This window comes from Oceanisphaera ostreae, from assembly GCF_042676125.1.
Classification (GTDB): Bacteria; Pseudomonadota; Gammaproteobacteria; order Enterobacterales; family Aeromonadaceae; genus Oceanimonas; species Oceanimonas ostreae.
This window is the reverse complement of the sequence record NZ_JBHTJS010000056.1, coordinates 1-21191: the sequence shown is the minus strand read 5'-3', so window position 1 is coordinate 21191 and position 21191 is coordinate 1. Positions and strand designations below refer to the sequence as shown.

Genomic DNA, 21191 nt, shown 5'->3' with positions numbered 1-21191 from the left:
TAAAAAAGCACCGAGCCAACAAGCTCGGTGCTTTTTTATGCGCTCTTCCTGACGATAGTCAGGATCTCGATTTTGTAGCGTGAGGCTTTAGCTGGCACTCCCGTCTCGGCGGGATTTTTAAACCCATCCTGCTCCACAGGACCAACAGCTGAAGCGTTGGGCTACAAAAAGCAGTGCCTATCTTTAACTTACGGCGTACAGCTTACGGCGTACAGCTGCCCAAAGGGCCAACGGTGTTTGTCTTTAGCTTGGCGCTGGGTGCTTGGCGCTGGGCGCTATCTGTACTTCTACTGCAAATTCTCGGCGGGCGAAGGTGACTCGATCTTCTGGGTTGAAGATGGCCTTTTTGCCGAGCTTTTCTATCTTGCGCAGTCTAGGTACTAAACCGGCGCCGTTGGCGGTTTGAATCGCCAGGCCTGGGCGGGCGTTTAGCTCTAACAGCATAGGGCCTTTTTGCTTGTCTAATACCATGTCGGTACCAATGTAGCCCAAGCCCGACATTTCGTAGCACGACGACGACAAGCTTAGCAGTTGCTCCCAATAGGGTACTTTAAGCTCTAGCAAGTCGCGCCCGGTGTCGGGGTGGTAGCGAATGGGCAGATTAAACTGCACGGCGCGAATGGCCTTGCCGGTGTTAATGTCTAGCCCCACGCCTACCGCACCTTGGTGCAAGTTAGCTTTGCCGTCTGAGGCTTCGGTAGACAAACGCATCATGGCCATTACCGGGAAGCCTTTAAAGACAATCACTCGGGTGTCGGGTACGCCTTCGTAAGAAAAGCCCTCAAACACATCATCGAAGTTGATTAACGCCTCAATAAGCGCCACGTCTGGCTTGCCACCCAGCGAGAATAACCCCGCTAGAATGTTCGACACATGACGTTCAAGATCGTTGATGTTTTCAGCTTTGCCGCTGGGCTTAACAAACTGTTGGCCATCGTGATTCACGATCACCACAATGCCTTTGCCGCCCGATCCCTTGGCCGGTTTGATACAAAAGCCGGGCCAGTCTTTTATTTTTTCTAACAGACTAGAAACTTGATGCTGAAACTCAATCACACCAATTAAATCGGGCACGGTTACGCCCGCATCTAGCGCAATACGTTTGGTTTCTAGCTTATCATCCACCAGGGGATATAAGCGCCGCGGGTTATAGCGGCTGATATAAGAAATATTGCGCCGATTCATGCCCATAATGCCCATTTTATCGAGGGCAAAAGGGGAGGCGTATTGTTCTAGCCAACGTTTAATCATGCTTGTGGCCATCCGTTTTATACTCATCAACCAGTGGCTTAAAACGCTTAAGCTCGGTGAGGCGATAACCGGTATAGTTGCCCAGCAGTAGCACTACGCCCATCACAATGAGCTGTAAGCCTAAGAAGTTAAAGGTAATGTGGCGCACTATCTCGCTGTTCATGGCTAAAAACGCGACCACGGCTACCATCAGTGAGCCACCGCCTTGCTTAACTACTTCTTTGGGGCCTTCTTCTTCCCACAAAATAGACATGCGTTCTATGGTCCACGCTAAAATGATCATCGGGAAAAAGGTGATCTTCATGCCCTGGGTCAGGCCCAGCTGATAAGCGATGATGCTGAAAAAGCCAATCATGCCGATCACCATGATGATCACCGCCGATATTCGCGCCACCAACAATAAATTAAGATGCGAGAGATAAGAGCGCAGTATTAAACCGGTGCCCACGATAATTAAAAAGCCCACGAGGCCGGTGATCAAACTGGTTTGAATAAAGGCCATGGCTATCAGCACCGGCATAAAGGTGCCCGAGGTTTTAATGCCCACAATAATGCGCAGAAATACCACCACCAATACGCCAATCGGTACCAACAAAATGCCTTTAAACAGCGCCTGCTCTTCTAGGGGCAGGTTATATAGCGACACATTGATCCAATGTGGCTGATCGAACTTTTTGGCCAGTGCCACGTTAATGGGCTGCTCTTGCTCGAGCATGGTAAAGGTGACGCGCGAGTTACTGCCGCCAACTAAATCCAGCACCGGTGAAGAGTGATATTCCCATAAGAGCATCTGTTCTTGCCGACCCTGAGCGCCAGTGGCAGGATTAAATAACTCATATTGCTCGCCGTCATAGACCTGAACTAGATCCATCAAGGGCTGGCGTCGGCGACCGTCTTCTAGCTGCAGACCTTGTAACAGGCGTGCGGGTACCGCAGCGCGGTGCAACAGTTCAACTAGCAGCGGCCCAGGTTCTTTATACTGAGCTAACAGCTCGGCATTTTGGCCTCGGTTAGTTAGCTCTTTTATCAGCTCGCGAGTAAGGGTAATGCCGTCGGCAGAGCGTACTTCTGCCAGTGACAACACCTGATCCATGGCCGTGGCATAAGGTTCGGCTACTTCTGCTTCCATCATGGCGGGTAGCTGGGTAGATAACGGCGCCTTGGCGAAAGGATCGAGCATCATGTCGACTTTGTAGTACAGCTCTTGGTGGCCAGAAGCATTACGAATGGTCCACTCGGCACGGCTGCTACCGTTGGCCTCTACAAACGACAGACCATAGCCTGGTGAAGCGGCCGACTCATTCATAAGAGTGAAGCCGGGCTGACTGCCGGGAATCGCCAATGAGGCCTTAACCGGTTTGCCTTTGGCTTCAAACTCCACCTTGGCTTCAATAGACCAAATTTGGCGCTTTTCACCCGGTAACCAAGGTATTTCATAGACAAAGTGGCGCTGTAGCATCAAAGCCAAGCCCGCCAAAAACAGCACCGCAACAATAATATAAAAGGGTTTACGAGAATACATGGCGGTTACTCGCTAGCAGGAGTGGGGCGCTTAGGCTTGCCTTGTACATTTTGGCGAGCAATATCAACGACGGCGATGTCTTTTAAAAATTCGCGGCCGAGCAGCACCGAATATGTCATTTGGCTACGGTCGGTAAGAGTGAACTCGGTTTTTTCCGACAAGCGACCTAAACGCATATTGAGCTCTACCACGGGGCGGCGCTCTACGCTGTCGGCAGACGCTTGACGAATACGTACATAACGCACCAATCGAGTTTCTACCTGTAGCTTTTCATCTACCCCTTCGTGGGCCATGTTAAAGCTAACCCACGGCTTACCATCGCGCTCAAAAATAGTGATGTCTTGCGCGCTCAGTGAAGAGGTGGTGGCACCGGTATCAATACGAGCAGGAAAACTGTCGTTTACAATGTCGAGCCACACATTTTCGGTTTCTCCAACCACCAGCTTGCCGTCTTGGGTTTCATTTTTTGGGTAGTCTTTGGCATTTTCGTTATTGGTCACGGGCTCTGGTGCTGCGACGGGGCGATGTATCTGCTGTTTCAAATTTCTAATATCCTGTTGCAAAGCCGTCATCTGAGTATGGTGACTGCTGCTAAGTTGTTTGTTTTGTTTAAACATGGTGTCTACTAGCCGTGCTTCTAGGCTAGAGAGGTTAGCACTGAGCTCGGGCTCGGTAATAGGCTGAGGCTCGGGCGTCGCGTCCATCGGTGACGTCTGACTAACACAGGCGGTTAGCAACAGGGGGAAGAACAGTGATGCCGCGACGTTATTCATAGTGTGCCTCTAATTGAGTATTTTGTGGGTCAATCGGCTTATTGGCGATAATAATCGTCCGTTTGGGAGCCGGGTAACCTTCTATAGTTTTGCTTGGATCTTTTGGGTCTAAAAAGTCCGCAAGTGATTCGTTGCGCATCCAATCGGTGCGTCTTTGTTCGTCTAGACTGGTGACACCTTCGTCCACCACTCTTATATTTTCAAAACCACACTTGTTCAACCAGCCCACTAAAGCGGCTGAACTAGGAATAAACCACACGTTGCGCATTTTTGCATAACGCTCGCCAGGTACTAATACTTGGTTGTCGTCGCCATCAATCACTAACGTTTCTAATACTAATTCACCACCATCACACAGCTGCGCTTTTAATTGCAGTAAATGATCGATGGGCGAGCGCCGATGATAAAGCACTCCCATCGAAAATACCGTATCAAAGGCCCTTAGCTCGGGTAGCTCTTCAATCCCTAAGGGTAATACTTGAATCCCTTTATAACCATTAGTGAAATGCTTTATGACTTCAAATTGGCATAAAAACAATGGCGATGGATCAATACCTACCGCCATTTTGGCGCCAGCACCGCGCATACGCCACAAGTGATAACCGCTACCACAGCCTACGTCCAACACATAACGGTGCTTTAGCGGACTAATGTGCGGTGCGAGTCGATCCCATTTCCAGTCGGAACGCCACTCGGTATTAATGTGAATACCGTGAACTTCAAATGGCCCTTTACGCCATGGGTGGAACTGATCTAACAGGCTATTGATCTTCTTTTGTTCGCCAGAGCTTATCTCGTCTGGACGTCCAATGCTGACGCTGTCGGTTAATTCTACGTAATCGGTATTGGTTTTAGGCAGTTTGCGCAGCGCGCGCACCCAACGCGCTAAGTCGCCATGCAGGTGTGTTTTTTGCCAAGTATGCAGTTGTGCGGGCAGGCAATGTAGCCAGTGTTGCAAACGGCTTTTGGCGATTTGCTGGTAAAACTCACTAAAATCAATCATTCAGTAGTTGCCTGTTTAATTGCCACCATAGACCCAAAGTTAAAGCACTGAAACCACATATCAACGTGGCTAAAGCCCACGCGAGCCAGCCGTTCTTTATGGTGCTCTGGCGTGTCTGGGCGCAGCACATTTTCGAGTGCGGTGCGCTTTTGACTAACTTCTAATTCGCTGTAGCCATTGGCACGCTTAAAATCGTGATACAAATCGATTAGCAGCTCGTTGACGGTATCGTCGGCGCTAATAAATTTTTCACTTAAAATCAGTACGCCACCGGGGTTTAAGCCCTGATAAATTTTTTGCAGTAAGGCCTCGCGTTTATCGGGGGCAATAAACTGCAGCGTGAAGTTGAGCACCACCACTGAGGCGTTTTCAATCTCGATATCGCAAATATCGGCCTCAGTCAGCGTGACCGGTACTTCTGATTTAAACGTCGCCAGATGGCTAGTCGCGCGTTCTAGCATGGCGGCTGAGTTATCTACCGCAATAATGGCGCAGCCGGTTTGCGTAAGGTTGCGGCGCATTTCTTGGGTGGCAGCCCCCAGCGAGCAACCTAAGTCATACAACTGGCTGTGTGGCTGGGCGAAGCGGGTGGTCATCATGCCAATAGCTGAAATAATATTGGAATAACCCGGCACCGAGCGCTTAATCATATCGGGAAAAACCTCGGCCACGTTTTGGTCGAAGCAGAAGTCACCCAACTGGGCAATGGGCGCGGCGAAGATGTGATCTTTTGATTGCATAGCGAACTAATAATGACCTGGTGGCGTACGACAGCAGCATTGGCTGCACACATAGGCGCTATTGTAAAAGAAGCCGTGGCAGCCGACAAACTTATTCAGAGCCCTTCGGGCAGCGGTCAGCTTTAAGCGGTCAGCTGTCAGTTAACAACAAACAGCCAGGCATCATTAGGAATGAGGTGTCTTGGGCTTGGAACTTTGTAGGCGAACACTTGTTCTCGCATTACGCCGTAGGCGTAAATCTTTAAAACCGCCGGCAGGAGTCAATAAAGGGGTCGTAGTCATTAATTTAAAATGACTCCGACCCTTTTATTCGACCCCTTTATTCTTTACAGAACCAACAGCGGTCGCGTTGGGCTACAAAAATGGTGTCTATCTTTAGCTGACCGCTTAAAGCTGACGGCTTACGGCTCCCTAAGGGTTAAAACAATTGCCCTTGTGGGCTGGGGGCAAGGCCGGGGAATTCGGGTAAAGGGTGTTGCAGTGCTGCCGCTATTTCTGCGGCTAACATGGGAGCGAATTGGTTGTCGGCGGTATGCACAAATAAGTACACCGACTTACCTTCATCCAGCCAGCCCTGAATGCGGGGTAGCCAAGGTTGCCAAAAACGGTGGTTATAATTGGGGTCGGGGTGGCCAATAAAGCGAATGAGCGGCGCATTGCCGGTACTAATAATGTGCACCGGCACGTTGGGCTTTTTTTGATGTGCATCGGCCAACGCGGGCGTGGTGGGCGGGCACGAAAATACCGGCCGCGAGTCCATAATAATGCGGTTAGCCCCACAGTTGAGCAGCAAACGATTAAGCTGGCGCTCGGCTTCACCCTTGGCAAAAAAAGCCGGGTGTCGTACTTCTACACCATATTGCAGGCTATCGGGTAGGGCGTTTAATAGATGCTCAAGGCCATGAAGCTGCTCGGGGCCACAGGCGGCCGGCAGCTGCAGCATTAGCATGCCGAGTTTTTCGCGCACCGGAGCCAGTTGTTCAATAAAGCTCAGTGCCGTGGCACTGTTTTCTACCAGTTGACCTTGATGACTAACGGTGGCCGGAAATTTAAAGGTAAAGCGAAAGTCATCGGGGGTGTGGTTAGCCCACCGCGCCAAGCTGTTCGTGTCCGGCACCCCATAAAAGCTGGTGTTGCCTTCAACCGAATTAAATACCTTGGCATAGTCTTGCAAGTGCTCGGTCGTTTTTAGCCCCTGGCTCAACAATTGGCCAGGCCAATCTGGATGCGACCACTGACTCAAGCCAATATATAACGACATAACACTCCTTCGTCGAGCTGTAAGCGGTCAGCCGTAAGCTGTCAGTTAAAAATAAGACTAAGCGCCAAGCTAAACACAGGGCGGTGTGTTTTGTATATAAGCCGTATTCGAAACGGAATCTACGGAAAAATAAAAATCCACGCCCACCGGCCAGCGCCAAGCTAAATAAAGGCGGAGTTTTCTTTTAGCTCGGCGCTTGGTACTGGGCGCTCGGCGCTGCATTTAAGTGCTACCATAGCCACCCATTTGCTAGCAGCCAGTTTCTAATAACGTTATGCCAGAAAAATACTTAGCCGATCAATCCCTGCCACGCGCTTTATTTAGCATGACGTGGCCGATGCTGTTTGGCGTGGTCGCGCTGATGAGCTTTCAGCTGGTCGACAGTATTTTTATCAGTATGTTAGGCATGCAGCCGCTTGCCGCTCTGGGGTTTACTCTGCCGATGCAGCAACTGTTAATCGGTGTACAAGTGGGTATTGGGATTGCATCTACGGCACTTATTTCTCGTGCCATTGGTGCGGGCAGATCTACGCGCGCTAAACATATGGGCGGCTTAGTGGTGCTGACGGGATGCTGCGTGACGTTTTTGCTATGTGCCTTAATTTGGCTGTTGCGCATACCTCTACTCACCGCACTTGGCGCAAGTGCAGAGTTACTACCTTACACCGATGACTACTGGCTACCTTGGCTAACCAGTGCTTGGTTGGGGGCTTTTTTATATTTTGCTAGCAGTATTGCCAGGGCCAATGGGGATATGCGCTTACCCGGCTTAATGATGGTGGTCACCAGTGTCGTTAATATACTGCTCGACCCCTTGTTTATTTTCACCTTTGGCTGGGGCTTACCCGGTGCGGCCTATGCCACCATTGCTGCTTGTTTGGTGGGGTCGGGAATTATGTATTTACGCATTTTAAAGCGCCACTGGCTGGATTTTAAACCCAGCAAGCTGCCTGTAATTCCGGCCTTGCGTGATATCTTCAATACCAGCGCACCGGCTATGCTCAGCCAATTAATGCCAGGTTTAGCGGCGCTACTGGCCACTCGCTTAGTGGCGGGTTTTGGTGGTTCCGCCATTGCGGCATGGACGCTCGGCAGTCGCTTAGAATTGTTCTCTATTGTTATTGTGCTGGCGCTTACCATGGCATTACCGCCAATGGTCGGCCGTTTACTGGGCTCCCAACAACTGGAACGCGTACACAGTCTTGTGCTGATTGCGGTGCGTTTTGTTATTGGCTTACAAGTTATTGTCGCCTTATTTTGGTTGGCCAGTCGTTGGCTAATTGCCCCGGCACTTGCACCCGATGCTGACACCGAGCGATATTTGATGAGCTATATGCTGTGGGTGCCCATCAGTTATGCCGCGTTAGGCGTGTGCATGCTGATGGTGTCGGTGTGTAATGCGCTGGGTATGCCGATGCGTGCAGTTTTGATCTCAGTATTACGTTTGTTTGCCTGCTATTTGCCTGCATTATGGGTTGGCGCGACGTTGGCTGGCATGAGCGGTTTATATGTGGGGGTGTTGCTGGGTAATGTGGCTACGGGGTTATTATCTTGGCAGTTTTATAAGCGCGGCTTACACCAGCTTAATAACAGCGCCCGGCGCCCAGCACCAAGCTAAACACAAGCTCCAGAGCTAACAGACACTGATTAAAACCTATATCTGCAACGGAACCCACGGAAGCACACGAAAAAATAGGGATTAGATCGAAGGGAAAGCTGTAAGCCGTCAGCTATACGCTATAAGTCTAAAGATAAGCCCTCAATCCTGCGACCTTTGTAGGCTGCCGCTTTAGCTGGCAGTCCCGTCTCAGCGGGATTTAAAACCTAAAGATATATCTGCCACGGAATACACGGAAGAACACGGAAAAATAGGGATCAGATCGAAGGGAAAGCTGTAAGCCCTACGCGATCAGCCAAATAAAGTGGATTGCTTCGCTGCACTCGCAATGACGGCGTTTATTTTAACGTAAGGCGCGCAGTGACCTTTGCTCTATGTCGCCCTCTTCACTCTTTACGCTTCACTATTAACAGGTTTTATTCTGATCTTATCTTTATTTTTCGGTGGATTCCGCGTTCTTCCGTTGCAAAAATAGTCTTGAGTCTTGTCCCAAAGCAGATCCTGATGTGCCTCAGGAAGGCGACTTAAATAAAATGCGAGTGCAGGCAGAAACAGGTTTTTCAGTAGCTGAAAGCTGACCGCTGACGGCTTAAAGCGCCCGCGAAGCGGGAAGGATTTTACCAAGCTTGATGCTTTCCCTTATACTAGCGCGCAGTTCACTAACAAATTCATGTAGTGTGGTCATTTTTGCCTCACCACAACCAAAATAGGAAGACTCCATGCGCACTCATTATTGCGGGCAGGTAGATGCTGCCCTCGTCGGCCAGAGCGTCACGCTCAGCGGTTGGGTACATCGTCGTCGTGATTTAGGCGGTTTGATTTTTATCGACATGCGCGACCGCGAAGGCATAGTGCAGGTGTTTTTCGATCCAGATAAAGCCGAAGCCTACGATTTGGCGTCTTCACTGCGTGCCGAGTTCTGTATTCAAATGAAAGGTGTGGTGCGCGCGCGCCCCGAGTCACAAGTAAACAAAGATATGGCGACCGGTGCGGTAGAAATTTTTGCCCACGAACTAACCATCATTAACCGTGCAGAAGCACTGCCGCTAGACTTTAACCAAAATAACTCGGAAGAGCAGCGTCTTAAGTATCGCTATTTAGACTTGCGCCGTCCCGAGCAGGCTATGTATTTGAAAACCCGTGCCAAGGTCACTAGCCGCGTGCGTCGCTTTATGGACGACCAGGGCTTTTTAGACATTGAAACGCCGATGCTGACCAAAGCGACCCCAGAAGGTGCCCGTGACTATTTGGTGCCAAGCCGGGTTCATAAAGGCTACTTTTATGCGTTGCCACAATCGCCTCAGCTGTTTAAACAGTTGCTGATGATGAGTGGCTTCGACCGTTATTACCAAATCGTAAAGTGCTTCCGCGATGAAGACTTGCGTGCCGACCGTCAACCAGAATTCACGCAAATAGATGTGGAAACCTCCTTTATGAGTGCCGATAAGGTACGCGAAATAATGGAGCAGCTGGTCACCGAATTATGGAAAGACGTAGCGGGTGTGGACTTAGGTGCCTTCCCAGTAATGAGCTACGCCGAAGCCATGCGTCGCTTTGGTTCCGATAAGCCAGACTTGCGTATTGCTACCGAGCTGGTTGATATTGCCGACTTAGTTAAAGACGTTGATTTTAAAGTGTTCTCTGGCCCTGCCAATGATGCTAAAGGCCGTGTTGCGGCACTTAAAGTTCCCGGTGGTGCGGCACTGTCACGTAAGCAAATTGACGAATACGGCAAGTTTGTGGGCATTTACGGCGCCAAAGGCCTGGCCTGGTTGAAAGTGAACGAAGCTGCCAAAGGATTAGAAGGCGTACAATCGCCAATCGCTAAGTTCTTGAATGAAGAGATAGTGACCGAGCTGCTGGCGCGCACCGGTGCGACTGACGGCGATGCCATCTTCTTTGGTGCCGACTCGGCCAAAGTAGTGAGCGATGCCATTGGTGCGCTGCGCTTGAAACTGGGTAAAGATTTAGACTTGTTTGAAGACAGCTGGAAGCCGCTGTGGGTGGTTGACTTCCCGATGTTTGAGGAAGAAGAAGACCGTTTATATGCCATGCATCATCCGTTTACTGCGGCCAAAGACTTAGATGTGAGCGAGCTTGAAGCCGCACCATTAACCGCGTTGGCTAATGCCTATGATATGGTTATTAACGGCTACGAAGTGGGCGGTGGCTCGGTGCGTATTCATAACAGTGAAATGCAGCAAGCTGTGTTCCGTCTGTTGGGCATTAATGCCGAAGAGCAACAAGAGAAATTTGGCTTCTTGCTTGAAGCGCTAAAATACGGCACGCCACCTCACGCTGGTTTGGCCTTTGGCCTAGACCGATTAGTAATGCTGCTGACCGGTACCGACAATATTCGTGATGTGATTGCCTTCCCGAAAACCACGACCGCGTCTTGTTTGCTGACCGATGCGCCAAGCCTTGCGAATCCTGACTCATTGCTTGAGTTGGCTATTCGCACCGAGTTGCCGCCTAAAGCGGACAAGTCTCAAAAAAACGACAAGGCAGATAGCTAAGTTATGGCCTTTAAGCACCCAGAATCAGTATTAATCCTGATCCATACGGATGATCAGGTTTTGCTGTTACAACGGTTAGATAATTCAGACTTTTGGCAATCGGTGACGGGGAGTTTGGAGCTGGGCGAAACCCGATATCAAGCTGCCGTGCGCGAGTTGGCGGAAGAAACCGGCTTGCAACTGGGTGCTGGCGTCGAATTAATTGAAACTGGACGCCGGGTGCGCTTTGAAATTTACCCTCGTTGGCGGCATCGTTACCGCCCTGGGGTTACCCATAATTGGGAATATGAATTTTATTTACGTCTGTCGAGCCCACAATTGGTGGAGTTAACTGAGCACCAAGCGCAGTGTTGGCTACCATTGGAGCAAGCTCGTGAACGAGCCAGCTCTTGGACCAACAAGTTAGCCATCGACAGGCTGATTAACAATACTAAGGGAGATGATACTGATGGCAGGTCATAGTAAATGGTCCAATATCAAGCACCGCAAGGCGGCGAAAGATGCTCAACGCGGTAAAATCTTCACCAAGCTTATTCGAGAGCTAACTACTGCGGCCCGTGAAGGCGGGTCGGATGTGGGCACTAACGCACGCTTACGTGCGGCCGTGGATAAAGCATTGTCGAATAACATGACCCGCGACACCGTAGACCGCGCGGTAAAACGCGGTGCCGGTGAGTTAGATGGCGTGGTATTAGAAACCGTGATTTATGAAGGCTACGGCCCCGGTGGCACTGCCGTTATGGTGGAGTGCATGACCGATAACCGTAACCGTACGGTGGCAGAAGTGCGCCATGCCTTTTCTAAAAGTGGTGGCAACTTGGGCACCGACGGCTCGGTGGCGTATTTGTTTGAGAAAAAAGGCGTCATTAGCTATCAGGATCTAGATGAAGAAACCCTGATGGAAGCGGCATTAGAAGCCGGTGCCGATGACGTAGAAGTACATGACGACGGCTCGATTGATGTTTATACCCAGTGGGAAGAGTTTGGCCAAGTTAAAGACGCACTGGATGGCGCAGGTCTGGAAGCGGTTAATGCGGAAGTGACGATGATCCCGACTACCAGTGCCGAGCTGGATGAAGACACGGCGCCTAAGTTTATGCGTCTGATCGACATGCTAGAAGATGCTGACGACGTGCAAGAGGTGTATCACAACGCCGATATCTCCGACGAATTGGCGGCCCTGCTGTAAGCACTAAGCCGGAAGCCTTAAGCGGGAAGCTGGAAGCTGGAAGCCTGAAGTCTGAAGCTGGAAAACCTCTAGCTTTTAGCTCTTCACTTCTAGCTTTTAGCTTTTAGCTTCTAGCTGACGGCTTAAAGCTTACCGCTGTCAGTTATGGCCATTATATTGGGTATCGACCCAGGCTCTCGCATTACCGGTTATGGCGTGGTTCGCCAAACCGGTAATAAAATGACCTACCTTGGCTCGGGCTGCATTCGCATGACCGACACCGCGCTGGCACCGCGACTAAAAAAAATTTACGACGGTGTAAGCGAAATTATTCTACAGTTTCAGCCAGATTTATTTGCCATAGAGCAAGTATTTATGGCGAAAAACCCCGACTCGGCACTTAAGCTTGGCCAAGCCCGAGGTGCGGCTATTGTTGCCGCCGCCAATGCGGGGTTAGAAGTTGCCGAGTATTCGGCACGGCAAATTAAACAAGCGGTAGTGGGGCAGGGCGGTGCTGATAAGGCGCAAGTGCAACACATGGTTGTTAGACTATTAAGCCTGCCCGGCACCCCCCAAGAAGACGCCGCCGATGGCCTCGCCGTCGCCTTGTGCCACGGCCACACTTACCAAAGCCTGATCAGCATGGCCGGCCAAGTAAAAGGCACAGTACGTGGGCGAATGCGGTAAACAAAGCCGTTAGCGGTAAGCTTTCAGCTGTCAGAAAAAACCAGGGCCAACAAGGACGGTGGTTTTTGTAGGGTGACGCTTTAGCTGGCACTCCCGTCTCGGCGGGATTTTAAAGTCATCCTGCTCCACAGGACCAACAGCTGAAGCGTTGGACTACAAAAGACGGTGTTTATCTTTAACTTCCAGCTTACCGCTTAAAGCTTTCAGCTTTGTTTACTGGATATTTATCCAGTTATTTATTATTCTGAGGCATTGCACCTTGGGTTAGGAGACTTGCCGTGATTGGTCGGTTAAAAGGGATTGTCAGCGAAAAGCAGGCCCCTGAAATTTTACTGGATATAGGCGGTGTGGGGTACGAAGTAACCATGCCCATGAGCTGTTTTTATGAATTACCCAATGTGGGTGAGATGGCCACGGTGCTAACGCACTTTGTGGTGCGTGAAGACGCTCAGCTATTATTTGGCTTTAATACCAAAACCGAACGCGCGCTGTTTCGTGAGTTAATTAAAACCAATGGCGTGGGCCCCAAGCTGGCGCTGGGTATCATGTCGGGCATGACGGCAGATCAGTTTATTTATCATATTGATCAGGGTGATATTAACGCCTTGATTAAGCTGCCTGGTGTTGGTAAAAAAACAGCCGAGCGCTTGATTATAGAAATGCGTGATCGCCTGAAAAACTTTGGCGGTTTCGACCTCTTTAACCCAGCACCGGATACCACGACCCAAGCAGGCCAAATTGACGGCGCTAAAAGCGAGGCTGTCGCCGCCTTGCAAGCCTTGGGCTATAAAGCGAATCAGGCCGAACAAATGGTGACTAAAGTGGCAAAGCCCGGGTTAGATGTAGAACAGCTGATCCGCGAAGCCTTGCGCAGCATGGTGTCTTAGATGATAGAAGCAGACCGCTTTATTGATCCTGCTCCCTTGCAGGAAGAGGAAGTGATTGATCGCGCCATTCGTCCCAAGACCTTGGCGGATTATCGCGGCCAGGATCATGTGCGCAGCCAAATGGAAATTTTTATTGAAGCCGCGCGTCGTCGTGAAGAAGCGCTCGATCATCTGCTGATTTTCGGGCCTCCGGGCTTGGGTAAAACGACTTTGGCCAACATAGTGGCCAATGAAATGGGCGTGAGCATTAAAACCACCTCGGGCCCGGTGTTAGAAAAAGCCGGTGACTTGGCCGCCATGCTCACTAACCTAGAAGCAGGCGATGTGCTGTTTATTGATGAAATACATCGTTTAAGCCCGGTAGTCGAAGAAATTTTATATCCGGCGATGGAAGACTATCAGCTGGATATTATGATTGGTGAAGGCCCGGCCGCACGTTCTATTAAGCTGGAATTACCGCCCTTTACCTTGGTGGGTGCTACCACCCGAGCGGGATCGCTCACTTCACCGTTGCGGGACCGTTTTGGCATAGTGCAACGGCTCGAGTTTTATCAGGTGGCTGACTTAGCGCATATTGTTAGCCGCAGTGCCGATAAGTTAGGCCTAGTGATTGATGATGAAGGCGCTTATGAAATGGCGCGTCGAGCTCGCGGTACACCGCGTATTGCCAACCGCTTATTGCGCCGTGTGCGCGACTTTGCCGAGGTAAAAGGTACTGGCGATATTAATGCTGATATTGCCGGCCGAGCGCTGGATATGCTGGATGTAGATAAGCAAGGGTTCGACTACATGGACCGCAAGTTACTGATGGCGCTGTTAGACAAGTTTATGGGCGGCCCTGTGGGACTGGATAACTTAGCGGCTGCTATTGGTGAAGAAAAAGAAACCATTGAAGATGTAATCGAGCCCTACTTGATCCAACAAGGCTTTTTACAACGCACTCCCCGCGGTCGCATGGCCACCCCCCGCGCCTACCACCACTTTGGTTTTGAACTGCCAGAAGGGCGGTTGATAGCGCCCAGCACCAAGCACCAAGCACCAAGCTAACACAAAGCCTAAACCCTGTTTTTGCCACGGAATACACGAACAAAGGGCAAAGGAAGCTAGAAGCGATAAGGCTGAAACTAAAAGCAAATACCGAATCTACATATTCGGTGTCTTTTAACTCGATCTCAGCTTTAAGCTCACAGCTGTCCGAAGGGCTCGGTTTCACCAATAAGATTACTTTCGCCTAAGCAGTCCGGCATAACTTATGTGGATTCAGGGTTCCCGTCCCCGCCTACGCGAGGATGACGTTCCTTCGGGAATGACACTCGGTTTATCGTCACCCTCGCGAAGGCGGGGGTCCAGTCTCTTTGCAGGCGGTCCGCTGGTTGATAGTTCTAATTTCAGCCCTTACCATTACCATCAAGATCCCTTTCAGATCTGCTCCCTATTTTTCCGTGTTCTTCCGTGTATTCCGTGGCAGATATATCTTTAGGTTTTAAATCTCGCTGAGACGGGACTGCCAGCTAAAGCGGCAGCCTACAAAAGATCCGTGAAGAGTGAAGGGGTAAACCTAAAGCTCAGACACTAAAAGCAGATACCGGGTCAAGCCCGGCAAGACGGCATAAGGGACCACACCTAAACCAGCCTACGTATTCAGTGTCTGCTTCGCCTGTCACTTTTACATGAGGCTTATCTTTAGACTTATCGCTTACAGCTGACGGCTTACAGCGTTGTTTTAGCCCCTACCATCAAGACATCTTTCAGATCTGATCTCTATTTTTCCGTGTATTCCGTGGCAAAAATTTTTAGTTCTTGGTCTTCTTTAGCTGAAACGTTTACAGCTTTAAGCTTCCGGCTGCCCGAAGGGATCCCGTTTTTGTCGAGAATTGTCGTCGCTATCTGCCATTGTCTTCTTTCCTAAATTTGACTCAGGTATAGTAAACGCATCTTTTTTGGCCCGTTATGGCTAAGCGAACTATGTCTGAAACACTCTTTAACTGGCCGGTGCGAATCTACTACGAAGATACGGACGCCGGTGGTATTGTTTATAATGCTAATTATTTGAAATATATGGAAAGAGCTCGCACCGAGTGGTTAAGAAGCTTGGGTGTTGAGCAAGATATTCTGCTTGAGCAAGGTGTCGCCTTTGTTGTGCGCAAGGTGGAGTTGGATATGTTGAGGCCCGCTCGCTTCAATGATGCACTAACAGTCACCGTGACGGTGAAAAAGCTGAAACGTGCATCTATTGTGTTTGAGCAAGAAATTCTGGATGATGCGGGCCTTTCTCTGGTACGGGGAACTGTGTTGATCGCATGTGTTCAAATAGCGTATATGAAACCCTTTGCCATTCCTGAGCCGCTGATGGGAGTATTGTCAGGTGCATGCTGATATATCATTTTTAGGTCTTTTTTTACAAGCCAGCTTATTGGTTAAGCTGGTGATGCTGCTGTTAATGGCGATGTCTATTTTGTCGTGGGCGATGATCATCAATCGCCGCAAAATACTAACTGGCGCGCAACGTGAGTCTGATTTCTTTGAAGATAAATTTTGGTCAGGATCCGACTTAAGCCGTCTTTATCACGAAAGTAATGCGCGGCGAGATAACCTAGCGGGCATGGAGCAAATTTTTTATTCCGGCTTTAAAGAGTTTGTCCGTCTGCAAAAACAAGGGCGTACGCAAGAAAGCATGCTAGAGGGCACTTATCGCACCATGCGTGTAGCGTTGTCTCGTGAAATTGACCGTTTAGAAACGAACTTGTCGATGCTGGCCACTATAGGTTCTATCAGCCCTTATATCGGTCTGTTTGGTACCGTGTGGGGCATTATGAATGCGTTTATCGCCTTGGCAGAAGTAAAGCAGGCTACGTTGTCCATGGTAGCACCGGGCATCGCCGAAGCCCTTATTGCCACGGCGCTGGGCTTGTTTGCTGCCATTCCTGCTGTTATTGCCTACAACCGTTTTAGTTATCAGGTGGAGCGCCAAGAAAATCACCTTGCTAACTTTATGGATGAATTCTCTACTATTCTTAACCGCCAAGTGGCGACAGGGAAACAATAATGCAGCGTTATCAGCGCCGACGCCGCAAAAGCGTTGCCGAGATCAACGTGGTGCCTTATATAGATGTAATGTTGGTGCTACTGATTATTTTTATGGCTACCGCACCGGTGATTACTCAGGGGGTAGACGTTGATTTACCCCAAGCAGAAGCCGAAATGATGCCAGAAGACAGTGATAAACCTTTGGTGGCCTCTGTGGATGCCGACGGTAATTACTTTTTAGACGTTGGTGACAGTCAGAGTGAAGCCGTTGATTTGTTGGCGCTGGCCGACATGGTGACGGCTCAGTTAACGCTTACGCCCAAGGCTCCGGTGGTGGTAAAAGGCGATGCGAGCGTGCGTTATGACGCCATCATCCAGCTGATGGCCACGCTAAAGGCAGCCGGCGTACCTAAAGTGGGCTTAATGACCCAACCGGCGGAGTCGTAGGCTTGTGATGACGGAGCAAAGCGGTATTAAAAAAGCGGTGATTATCTCGCTGGCGCTGCATTTGCTGGTGGGCGTTATCTTGCTGGTGGGAGTTGACTTTAAAGCGCCAAAACGGCCCACGCAGTCGGTTTCTATAATTGAAGCGACCATGATTGATGATGGCATGGTCGCCCAGCAAGCCAAGCGTTTAGCCGAGATGCGTGCCGAGCAAGAGCAAGCCGCCGCGAAGGAGCAGGCACAAGCTGAGGCTGAACAACAGGCCGCTGCCGCCGCCAAGCAACAAGCGGCGAAGCAAGAACAGGCTAAAGAAGCGGCGCGAGTGGCTGAACAGCAACAAGCCTTAGCTGCTGAAAAAAGCCAGGCTCAAGCTGAACAGAAGAAGGTGGCAGAACAACGCCAAGCCGAAGCAAACGCTAAGGCCGCAGCCGAAGCCGCAGTTAAAGAGAAAATAGCTGCAGAGGCGAAAGCGCTAGCGGCTAAGCAGCAAGCTGAAGCGGATGCCAAGGCGCTAGCTGCGAAAAAAGTAGCCGATGCTAAAGCCGCCGCAGCCAAGAAAGCTGAGGATGCGAAAAAAGTAGCCGATGATAAGGCCGCCGCAGCCAAGAAAGCCGAGGATGCGAAAAAAGTAGCTGATGTTAAAGCTGCCGCAGCCAAGAAAGCCGAGGATGCGAAAAAAGTAGCTGATGTTAAAGCTGCAGAAGCTAAAAAAGCCGCTGAAGCGAAAAAAGTAGCTGATGCTAAAGCAGCCGCAGCTAAAAAAGCCGCTGCTAGTGAGCAAGCGCTAAAAGATCTTGAAGCCATGATGGGCGACGACTTAGGCAAGAGTACAGCAGTGAAAAAGCCCTCAAAGGGCGATATTGATCAAGCCGTGGGTGCCATTCAAGCTGCGGTTATACGGAATTGGTCGGTGAGCAATCTCATGCTCGGCAAGCAATGTGTTATTAATGTGCGTTTGGCTGCCGATGGTTTAGTGCTTAAATCTACCGTAATTAACGGCGACCAGGCAGTGTGTCAGTCGGCCCTAGTGGCTATTAATAAGGCCAGCCCTTTGCCGATGCCTAAAGATCCCGAACTGATTAAAGAATTACAAAACTCAAACCTGACGCTAATACCGAGGCTATAACAATGATAAAACGATGGATATGGTTATGGATGCCGCTGATGTTTTTGGCGACACAAGCAAACGCCGCTTTTGAGATTGAGATCACCGGCGGTACCGACAGTGCCCGCCCTGTGGCTGTGGTGCCCTTTCAATGGACGGGTGGCGGCCAGATGCCACAAGACTTAGCTGAGGTGATCAGCAGCGACTTTCGCAACAGCGGCATGTTTCGCCCGCTAGACCGTAATCGTTTGCCACAACAAGTAGCCAGTGCCAATGAGCTAGATGCAAACCTGTGGCGTTCACACCAGGTAGAAGCGGTATTAGTGGGTTCGATAGAGCCTGCGGGAGGCGATCAGTATCGCATTAGTTTTGAGCTGGCTGATGTGCTGGGCCAAAACGGTGCCCAGCTGCTAGAAAGTCGCAGTGCTACGGTGCCTGCTGCGCAATTGCGCCAATATGCACACCGCATTGCCGATATTGCCTTTGAAAAGCTTACCGGCATTAGAGGCGCGTTTTTAACACGCATTGCTTATGTGAACGTGCAGCATGGCGCAGAGTTTCCTTATCGGCTGATGATTGCCGATTACGACGGCTTTAATGATCAGCTATTGCTACGTTCGCGCGAGCCATTAATGTCTCCTGCGTGGTCGCCAGATGGCCGCAAGCTGGCGTATGTGTCATTTGAAAATAAAAAAGCAGAAATTGTAGTGCAGGATATTTATAGCCAGCAGCGCCAAGTGGTGAGCTCACAAAAAGGCATTAACGGTGCACCTCAGTGGTCACCCGATGGCAGCAAGCTGGCCTTGGTATTATCGCGAGATGGTCAGCCTGAAGTGTATGTGTTGAACTTGTCGAGCAAACAACTGACGCGAGTGACTAATAATCGCAGCATTGATACCGAGCCTTCTTGGGCGGCGGATGGAAAATCTATTTATTTTGTTTCTGAGCGAGGTGGTCGACCACAGGTCTATCAAGCCGATTTAAGCTCAGGAGACACGCGCCGTGTGACGTTTCAAGGCGACACTAATTTAGGTCCGCGTATTACATTCGATGGCACTAGCATGGTGCTGGTGAATCGTACGCAGGGACAATACCGTATTGCTCGTCAGGAGCTGGATGGGGGTCAATTGCAGGTGTTAACTGAAACACAGCTAGATGAATCGCCAAGCCCAGCTCCTAATAGCACTATGATTATCTATAGCACGACTTATCAGGGCCGTCAGGTGCTGTCTTTGGTGTCTATGGATGGTCGCTTTAAAGCCAGGCTTCCCGCACGACAAGGTGATGTTCGTGCACCAGCATGGTCACCGTATCTCAACTAATTTCATAACAAGTAAAAGGAAAATGTAATGCAAATGAAAAAATTGCTGCAAAGTCTGGCTGTGGCCCTACCTATGTTAACTCTAGCGGCTTGTAGCTCTAACACTGATTCTGAGGCCATGACTGGCACCGGTACCGACGGTAGCTATCAAAACGGTGGTATACAAACGGGTGGCGCGCAAAATGGCGGAGCTTTGTCTGCTGAAGAGCAAATGCGCCAGCAGTATGAAGCGCTACGCCGTGAAAACGTAATTTACTTTGAATTTGACCAAGACGAAGTGAGCGGTCATTATGCTCAGGTATTAGAAGCACACGCCAATTTCTTGCGTTCTAACCCATCGGTTAGTATTTTAGTGGAAGGTCATGCCGATGAGCGTGGTACTCCCGAGTACAACATTGCGTTGGGCGAGCGTCGTGCTAAGGCTGTAACTAGTTACCTGCAGAGTTTGGGTGTAAGCGGTGCTCAGCTAGCGATTGTTAGCTACGGCGAAGAAAAGCCAGTTGATGCCTCACATGTCGAATCTGCGTTCTCTAAGAACCGTCGTGCGGTTCTAGTTTATTAAGGTTTAAATTGATTTATGACCTATAGATTAGCGGCCATATTAATGGCCGCTGTTTTATCCACGGCTTGCTTGGCTCAGGCGCCAGTAAGCAGCGTGGGTGGCAGCGGATCAGTTAATGACCGCCTGGCCGAGCTGGAACGGGCCTTCAGCGCCAAAAGCCAGGCACAAATAGCTCAGCATCAGCAAGTTATCTCCTTACAGCGAGAAGTGAGTGAGTTGCGCGGTATGCTTGAAGAACAGAATCACCGCCTAGAGCAGGTTATTGACAGGCAGCGTGATGTATTACTAAAACTGCAAGACATGGCTGATCAGCCAAGTAGTCCAGCGCCATCAGCAAGCCCAGCCGCCGAGTCTAATACCAGTAATAAGGTAAAAGGCGACGGCAACGAGCAGGCTAGCAAAGGTGATTCTAACGGCTCTACTACGAGCTATGGCAATGAGCAAACCGCCTATGACAATGCGGTTAACTTGGTGCTGCAAGACAAAGACTACGATGCGGCCATTCCAGCGTTTGCCCGTTTTATTACTCAATATCCCCAATCGAGCTATGTGCCCAATTCCCATTACTGGTTAGGGCAATTGCTGTTTTCTCAAAAGCGCTTTGATCAGGCGAAATCACAGTTCTCTCGGGTGGTAGAAGCGTATCCGCAGTCAAATAAACGCTCAGACTCGTTGCTAAAGTTGGGCTTAATTGCACAAGAGCAACAAGACAATGCTCAAGCTCGACAATACCTTGAGCAGGTGGTGAGTGAGTATGGTAATTCGGCAGCGGCTAAGCTGGCTCAAAAAAGTTTAGAAGAGATGTAAATCGGCGGCTTTCCCCTCGTTGTTAGTCCTGAATGGTCGTTCTTTAAGCAAGCAGAATAAAATGATGATTTAGCGGTTGCACCGAGAAATTAAATCCGTATTATAGGCCGCCGTTGGCAGGGGAGCTTGAGAAGAGCAAATCTGTTGGTGAATTAAGTAAAATTTGGGGCATTAGCTCAGTTGGTAGAGCAGTTGACTTTTAATCAATTGGTCGCAGGTTCGAATCCCGCATGCCCCACCATTTTATTGCTACTGAAAAGTAGAGATAAAGAGTTAGTAGTAGAAAGTAAGTCCCAGGGTGATTAGCTCAGCTGGGAGAGCACCTCCCTTACAAGGAGGGGGTCACTGGTTCGAGCCCAGTATCACCCACCAAATTTAAGTAAAAGTTATGGTTTGTTGAACTTTAGTTCTATAAACGGTAACAATAAGAGTTCCCAGGGTGATTAGCTCAGCTGGGAGAGCACCTCCCTTACAAGGAGGGGGTCACTGGTTCGAGCCC

The 21191-nt window shown here is 50.0% G+C and carries 20 protein-coding genes and 2 tRNA genes; 16 read left to right on the top strand and 6 right to left on the bottom strand.

The features are described 5' to 3' along the window. Positions 1 to 243 precede the first annotated feature (243 nt). The 6 genes from ACFQ1C_RS13655 to ACFQ1C_RS13630 all read right to left on the bottom strand — a co-directional run bounded on the left by ACFQ1C_RS13655 (position 244) and on the right by ACFQ1C_RS13630 (position 6550). Positions 244 to 1251: an alpha-L-glutamate ligase-like protein gene (locus ACFQ1C_RS13655; RefSeq protein ID WP_379559221.1), complete on the bottom strand. Its 1008-nt coding sequence runs from the start codon at positions 1249 to 1251 to the stop codon at positions 244 to 246. After that, complete coding sequence (locus ACFQ1C_RS13650; RefSeq protein ID WP_379559220.1) at positions 1244 to 2773, bottom strand: inactive transglutaminase family protein; 1530 nt, start codon at positions 2771 to 2773, stop codon at positions 1244 to 1246. Before ACFQ1C_RS13650 ends, ACFQ1C_RS13655 begins: the two co-directional genes overlap by 8 nt. 5 nt (positions 2774 to 2778) lie before the next feature. Next, positions 2779 to 3546 (bottom strand): ATP-dependent zinc protease family protein, encoded by a 768-nt coding sequence (locus ACFQ1C_RS13645; protein ID WP_379559219.1) that lies wholly within the window; start codon positions 3544 to 3546, stop codon positions 2779 to 2781. Further along, a complete protein-coding gene (gene cmoB / locus ACFQ1C_RS13640; RefSeq protein ID WP_379559218.1) occupies positions 3539 to 4549 on the bottom strand; it encodes a tRNA 5-methoxyuridine(34)/uridine 5-oxyacetic acid(34) synthase CmoB in 1011 nt (336 codons plus the stop codon). Before cmoB ends, ACFQ1C_RS13645 begins: the two co-directional genes overlap by 8 nt. Further along, complete coding sequence (gene cmoA, locus ACFQ1C_RS13635; protein ID WP_379559217.1) at positions 4546 to 5289, bottom strand: carboxy-S-adenosyl-L-methionine synthase CmoA; 744 nt, start codon at positions 5287 to 5289, stop codon at positions 4546 to 4548. The genes cmoB and cmoA overlap by 4 nt, the downstream gene beginning before the upstream one ends. 418 nt (positions 5290 to 5707) lie before the next feature. Beyond that, positions 5708 to 6550: a DUF72 domain-containing protein gene (locus ACFQ1C_RS13630; protein ID WP_379559216.1), complete on the bottom strand. Its 843-nt coding sequence runs from the start codon at positions 6548 to 6550 to the stop codon at positions 5708 to 5710. Positions 6551 to 6824: 274 nt separating this feature from the next. Between ACFQ1C_RS13630 and ACFQ1C_RS13625 the strand changes: the two genes are divergently transcribed. The 16 genes from ACFQ1C_RS13625 to ACFQ1C_RS13550 all read left to right on the top strand — a co-directional run bounded on the left by ACFQ1C_RS13625 (position 6825) and on the right by ACFQ1C_RS13550 (position 21064). Then, entirely contained in the window at positions 6825 to 8168 is a 1344-nt protein-coding gene (locus ACFQ1C_RS13625) for an MATE family efflux transporter (protein WP_379559215.1), read from the top strand. Positions 8169 to 8887: 719 nt separating this feature from the next. Continuing rightward, entirely contained in the window at positions 8888 to 10684 is a 1797-nt protein-coding gene (aspS, locus tag ACFQ1C_RS13620; protein WP_379559214.1) for an aspartate--tRNA ligase, read from the top strand. Between the two features lie 3 nt (positions 10685 to 10687). After that, positions 10688 to 11146 carry a dihydroneopterin triphosphate diphosphatase gene (nudB, locus tag ACFQ1C_RS13615; RefSeq protein ID WP_379559213.1) on the top strand — a complete coding sequence of 153 codons (459 nt, stop codon included), beginning with the start codon at positions 10688 to 10690 and terminating at the stop codon, positions 11144 to 11146. Beyond that, positions 11133 to 11873 carry a YebC/PmpR family DNA-binding transcriptional regulator gene (locus tag ACFQ1C_RS13610; protein ID WP_379559212.1) on the top strand — a complete coding sequence of 247 codons (741 nt, stop codon included), beginning with the start codon at positions 11133 to 11135 and terminating at the stop codon, positions 11871 to 11873. Before nudB ends, ACFQ1C_RS13610 begins: the two co-directional genes overlap by 14 nt. 144 nt (positions 11874 to 12017) lie before the next feature. Beyond that, the gene (gene ruvC / locus ACFQ1C_RS13605) at positions 12018 to 12539 is read left to right on the top strand and encodes a crossover junction endodeoxyribonuclease RuvC (RefSeq protein WP_379559211.1); all 522 of its coding nucleotides are present in this window, start codon (positions 12018 to 12020) and stop codon (positions 12537 to 12539) included. Between the two features lie 278 nt (positions 12540 to 12817). Continuing rightward, positions 12818 to 13426 carry a Holliday junction branch migration protein RuvA gene (gene ruvA / locus ACFQ1C_RS13600; RefSeq protein WP_379559210.1) on the top strand — a complete coding sequence of 203 codons (609 nt, stop codon included), beginning with the start codon at positions 12818 to 12820 and terminating at the stop codon, positions 13424 to 13426. Then, a complete protein-coding gene (ruvB, locus tag ACFQ1C_RS13595) occupies positions 13427 to 14473 on the top strand; it encodes a Holliday junction branch migration DNA helicase RuvB (RefSeq protein ID WP_379559209.1) in 1047 nt (348 codons plus the stop codon). It begins immediately after the preceding gene. A 918-nt stretch (positions 14474 to 15391) separates the two neighbouring features. After that, entirely contained in the window at positions 15392 to 15802 is a 411-nt protein-coding gene (gene ybgC, locus ACFQ1C_RS13590; RefSeq protein WP_379559208.1) for a tol-pal system-associated acyl-CoA thioesterase, read from the top strand. Further along, the gene (gene tolQ / locus ACFQ1C_RS13585; RefSeq protein WP_449290070.1) at positions 15792 to 16472 is read left to right on the top strand and encodes a protein TolQ; all 681 of its coding nucleotides are present in this window, start codon (positions 15792 to 15794) and stop codon (positions 16470 to 16472) included. Before ybgC ends, tolQ begins: the two co-directional genes overlap by 11 nt. Beyond that, positions 16472 to 16900, top strand: a complete 429-nt coding sequence (gene tolR / locus ACFQ1C_RS13580) for a protein TolR (protein ID WP_379559207.1) — start codon at positions 16472 to 16474, stop codon at positions 16898 to 16900. The genes tolQ and tolR overlap by 1 nt, the downstream gene beginning before the upstream one ends. 7 nt (positions 16901 to 16907) lie before the next feature. Next, the gene (gene tolA / locus ACFQ1C_RS13575; protein ID WP_379559231.1) at positions 16908 to 18023 is read left to right on the top strand and encodes a cell envelope integrity protein TolA; all 1116 of its coding nucleotides are present in this window, start codon (positions 16908 to 16910) and stop codon (positions 18021 to 18023) included. 2 nt (positions 18024 to 18025) lie between these two features. After that, complete coding sequence (gene tolB / locus ACFQ1C_RS13570; protein WP_379559206.1) at positions 18026 to 19324, top strand: Tol-Pal system beta propeller repeat protein TolB; 1299 nt, start codon at positions 18026 to 18028, stop codon at positions 19322 to 19324. Between the two features lie 27 nt (positions 19325 to 19351). Next, positions 19352 to 19885, top strand: coding sequence for a peptidoglycan-associated lipoprotein Pal (gene pal / locus ACFQ1C_RS13565; RefSeq protein WP_379559205.1), 534 nt, complete (start codon positions 19352 to 19354; stop codon positions 19883 to 19885). A gap of 15 nt (positions 19886 to 19900) precedes the next feature. Continuing rightward, positions 19901 to 20692, top strand: coding sequence for a tol-pal system protein YbgF (gene ybgF / locus ACFQ1C_RS13560; RefSeq protein WP_379559204.1), 792 nt, complete (start codon positions 19901 to 19903; stop codon positions 20690 to 20692). Between the two features lie 165 nt (positions 20693 to 20857). Further along, positions 20858 to 20933 (top strand) — tRNA-Lys (locus ACFQ1C_RS13555). Between the two features lie 55 nt (positions 20934 to 20988). Continuing rightward, positions 20989 to 21064 (top strand) — tRNA-Val (locus tag ACFQ1C_RS13550). The last annotated feature ends 127 nt before the right edge of the window (positions 21065 to 21191 follow it).

Coding starts and splice junctions, on each gene's coding strand:
- aspS (WP_379559214.1), top strand. CDS start 8,888: ATGCGCACTCATTATTGCGGGCAGGTAGATGCTGCCCTCGTCGGCCAG.
- cmoA (WP_379559217.1), bottom strand. CDS start 5,289: ATGCAATCAAAAGATCACATCTTCGCCGCGCCCATTGCCCAGTTGGGT.
- cmoB (WP_379559218.1), bottom strand. CDS start 4,549: ATGATTGATTTTAGTGAGTTTTACCAGCAAATCGCCAAAAGCCGTTTG.
- tolB (WP_379559206.1), top strand. CDS start 18,026: ATGATAAAACGATGGATATGGTTATGGATGCCGCTGATGTTTTTGGCG.
- tolR (WP_379559207.1), top strand. CDS start 16,472: ATGCAGCGTTATCAGCGCCGACGCCGCAAAAGCGTTGCCGAGATCAAC.
- ybgC (WP_379559208.1), top strand. CDS start 15,392: ATGTCTGAAACACTCTTTAACTGGCCGGTGCGAATCTACTACGAAGAT.
- ACFQ1C_RS13630 (WP_379559216.1), bottom strand. CDS start 6,550: ATGTCGTTATATATTGGCTTGAGTCAGTGGTCGCATCCAGATTGGCCT.
- ybgF (WP_379559204.1), top strand. CDS start 19,901: ATGACCTATAGATTAGCGGCCATATTAATGGCCGCTGTTTTATCCACG.
- ACFQ1C_RS13650 (WP_379559220.1), bottom strand. CDS start 2,773: ATGTATTCTCGTAAACCCTTTTATATTATTGTTGCGGTGCTGTTTTTG.
- ruvB (WP_379559209.1), top strand. CDS start 13,427: ATGATAGAAGCAGACCGCTTTATTGATCCTGCTCCCTTGCAGGAAGAG.
- ruvC (WP_379559211.1), top strand. CDS start 12,018: ATGGCCATTATATTGGGTATCGACCCAGGCTCTCGCATTACCGGTTAT.
- ACFQ1C_RS13655 (WP_379559221.1), bottom strand. CDS start 1,251: ATGATTAAACGTTGGCTAGAACAATACGCCTCCCCTTTTGCCCTCGAT.
- ACFQ1C_RS13610 (WP_379559212.1), top strand. CDS start 11,133: ATGGCAGGTCATAGTAAATGGTCCAATATCAAGCACCGCAAGGCGGCG.
- pal (WP_379559205.1), top strand. CDS start 19,352: ATGCAAATGAAAAAATTGCTGCAAAGTCTGGCTGTGGCCCTACCTATG.
- ACFQ1C_RS13625 (WP_379559215.1), top strand. CDS start 6,825: ATGCCAGAAAAATACTTAGCCGATCAATCCCTGCCACGCGCTTTATTT.
- tolA (WP_379559231.1), top strand. CDS start 16,908: ATGACGGAGCAAAGCGGTATTAAAAAAGCGGTGATTATCTCGCTGGCG.
- nudB (WP_379559213.1), top strand. CDS start 10,688: ATGGCCTTTAAGCACCCAGAATCAGTATTAATCCTGATCCATACGGAT.
- ACFQ1C_RS13645 (WP_379559219.1), bottom strand. CDS start 3,546: ATGAATAACGTCGCGGCATCACTGTTCTTCCCCCTGTTGCTAACCGCC.